At 69.2% G+C, this 2,451-nt stretch carries 1 protein-coding gene and 1 pseudogene; both read right to left on the reverse strand.

Annotated elements, in window-relative coordinates:
• Positions 1-988 (reverse strand): annotated as a pseudogene (locus Q0L11_RS18860) (penicillin-binding protein 2); the annotation flags it as partial.
• Between the two features lie 10 nt (positions 989-998).
• A partial coding sequence (mrdA, locus tag Q0L11_RS18865) for a penicillin-binding protein 2 (protein WP_296599287.1) occupies positions 999-2,451 on the reverse strand: 1,453 nt, incomplete at its 5' end.

A 2,451-nucleotide genomic window follows, 5' to 3' on the forward strand; every position in this document is an offset into this window, starting at 1 on the left:
GATAGGTCGCCGTCAGCGCCTTGTTGAACAGCGGCTTGTGGTCGTACTGCGCCAGCGCGCGGTACTCCACGCCGGTCAGACCCCGGACGAACCGGTTGGCGTCGAAGCTCGGTCCCGAGAACAGGCACAGCAGGTCGCCGTTGCGCACGTCCATGACGACGGCCGCGCCGCTCTCGGCCCCGAACACCTCCTCGGCGCGGAGCTGCACGTCGCTGTCGAGGGTCAGCTCGATGGTCTTGCCCGGCACCGCCGGGATGTCGCCGTCGGAATCCTCGCGCACCTCGCGCCCGTTGGCGTCCACCTCGACCTTCTTGGCGCCGGCCCGGCCCCGCAGGTCCATGTCGAAGGCCTTCTCGACGCCCTGCTTGCCGATCCGGAAGCTGGGGTGGAGCATGATCGGGTCGGGGTTCGGCCCGGCCTTGTCCACGTCCTCCTTGTTCACCTTCGCCACGTAGCCGATCACGTGGGCGAAGGCGCCGCCGTGCGGATAGACCCGCACCTCGCCCATGTCGGCGGTGACGCCCGGCAGTTCGGGCTCGCGCACGCTGATCGCGCTGAACTGTTCCCAGCTCATGTCTTCCATGACCTGGACGGGCGCCCGCTTCGGCGCGCTGTTGATGTCCTTCAGCAGGCGGCGCTGGCGCGCCTCGTCCAGGGGCACGAACTCGGCCAGCGTCTTCAGCGTGCTCTCGGGGTCCATCCCCTTGTCGCGGGCGACCATCAGCCGGAAATTCGGCCGGTTGGCGGCCAGGATCGCCCCGTTGCGATCCACGATCAGACCGCGCGGCGCCGGCAGGAGCTTGAAGTTGAACTGGTTCGACGTCGCCAGCTTCTCGTAGCGCTGGGTCTCGAAGAGCTGGAGGTAAGCCAGGCGCGCGCCCAGCGCCCCGATCCCCAGGCCGGCGAACGCGCCCAGGATGATCGTGCGACGGTGGAACACCCCCTGACGCTCGTTGACCTCCTCGAAGAAGATGGCGGGCTGGGTCATCGCCGGGGCCTCAGGCGGTGCGCTCGACGTTCGACACCGCCGGCACGGTGTCGAGCTCGGTGTCCGGTGTGATCTCCGGCATCGGCAAGGGCTTCTGGATGCGGGAGATGAGCTCGGGATCCTTCAGCAGCGCCGTGCGCATGATCTCGCGCGCCCTCGGGGCCGCCGCCGTCGATCCGCCCATGCCGTGCTGCACGATCACCGCCAGGGCATACCGCGGCGCGTCGATCGGTGCGAATGCGACAAAGAGGCCGTGGTCGCGCAGTCCCCAGGCGCCGCCCTTCCCGCGCGAGCCGCCGCTGTCGTAGTTGCGCACCTGCGCCGTGCCGGTCTTGCCGGCCATCAGGATGTCGCCCAGCCCGAGCTGGCTGGCCCGGTATCCGGTGCCGCCGACGTCGGTCACCGCCGCCATGCCCGCCCGCACGCGGTCGATGTGCTCGCGCGGGAACGGCAGGTCCGGCGCGTCCGAGCCGCGCGGCAGCTCCTTGCCGCCGATCGACTTGATGAGCCGCGGGTTCAGCGCCTTGTACTCGCTGTTGGCCAGCCGCGCCGTCATCACCGCGAGCTGCAGGGCGTTCACCTGAAGATAGCCCTGGCCGATGGCGTACGAGAGGTTCTCGCCCGGCCACCACGGCTGCATCGCCTCGTTCTTCTTGAAGTAGCGCTTCTTCCAGGCCGGGTCGGGAACGATGCCCTTCTTCTGGCCGGGGATGCCGATGTCGAACGTCTGGCCCAGGCCGAAGGCGCGCGCCGCCTGGGCGATCCGGTCAGGCCCGACCCGCAGCGACATGGAATAGAAGTAGGTGTCGCAACTGTTCTTGATCGCGTCGTTGAGGTTCTGCGACCCATGCCCCCCGCGCTTGTGGCAGTGGAAGTAGCGGCCGCCGAAGTTCATGCCCCCGCCGCAGCTCACGCGATCCTCGGGGCTGATCCCGGCCATCAGGATCGCCAGCGCCGTCATCGTCTTGAACGTCGAGCCGGGTGGGTAGAGACCGGACAGGCACTTGTCGAGCAACGGCTTGCGTTCGTAGCCGGCGAGCATCCGGTATTCGGCGCCGGTCAGCCCGCGCACGAACCGGTTAGCGTCGAACGAGGGCGCCGAGGTCATGCAGAGGATGTCGCCCGAACGGCAGTCCATCATCACCGCCCCGCCGCTCTCCTCCCCGAACACCTCCAGCGCGCGGTTCTGGATGTCGACGTCCAGGGTGAGCTGCACCTCGTGGCCGGGGACGGCGGGGATGTCGCCGTCCGGGTCGTGGCCCACTTCGCGGCCGTTGGCGTCCACCTCGACCTTGCGAGCGCCGGCCCGGCCGCGCAGCGCCTCGTCCAGCGCCTTCTCGACGCCCTGCTTGCCGATCCGGAAGCCGGGGTGGAGCATGATCGGGTCGGGGTTGGCGACCTTCTCGATGTCCTCCTTGTTCACCTTCGCCACGTAGCCGATCACGTGGGCGAAGGCGCCGCCG

Origin of the sequence: Phenylobacterium sp. (assembly GCF_024508875.1) — a bacterium.
Lineage (GTDB): Bacteria > Pseudomonadota > Alphaproteobacteria > Caulobacterales > Caulobacteraceae > Phenylobacterium.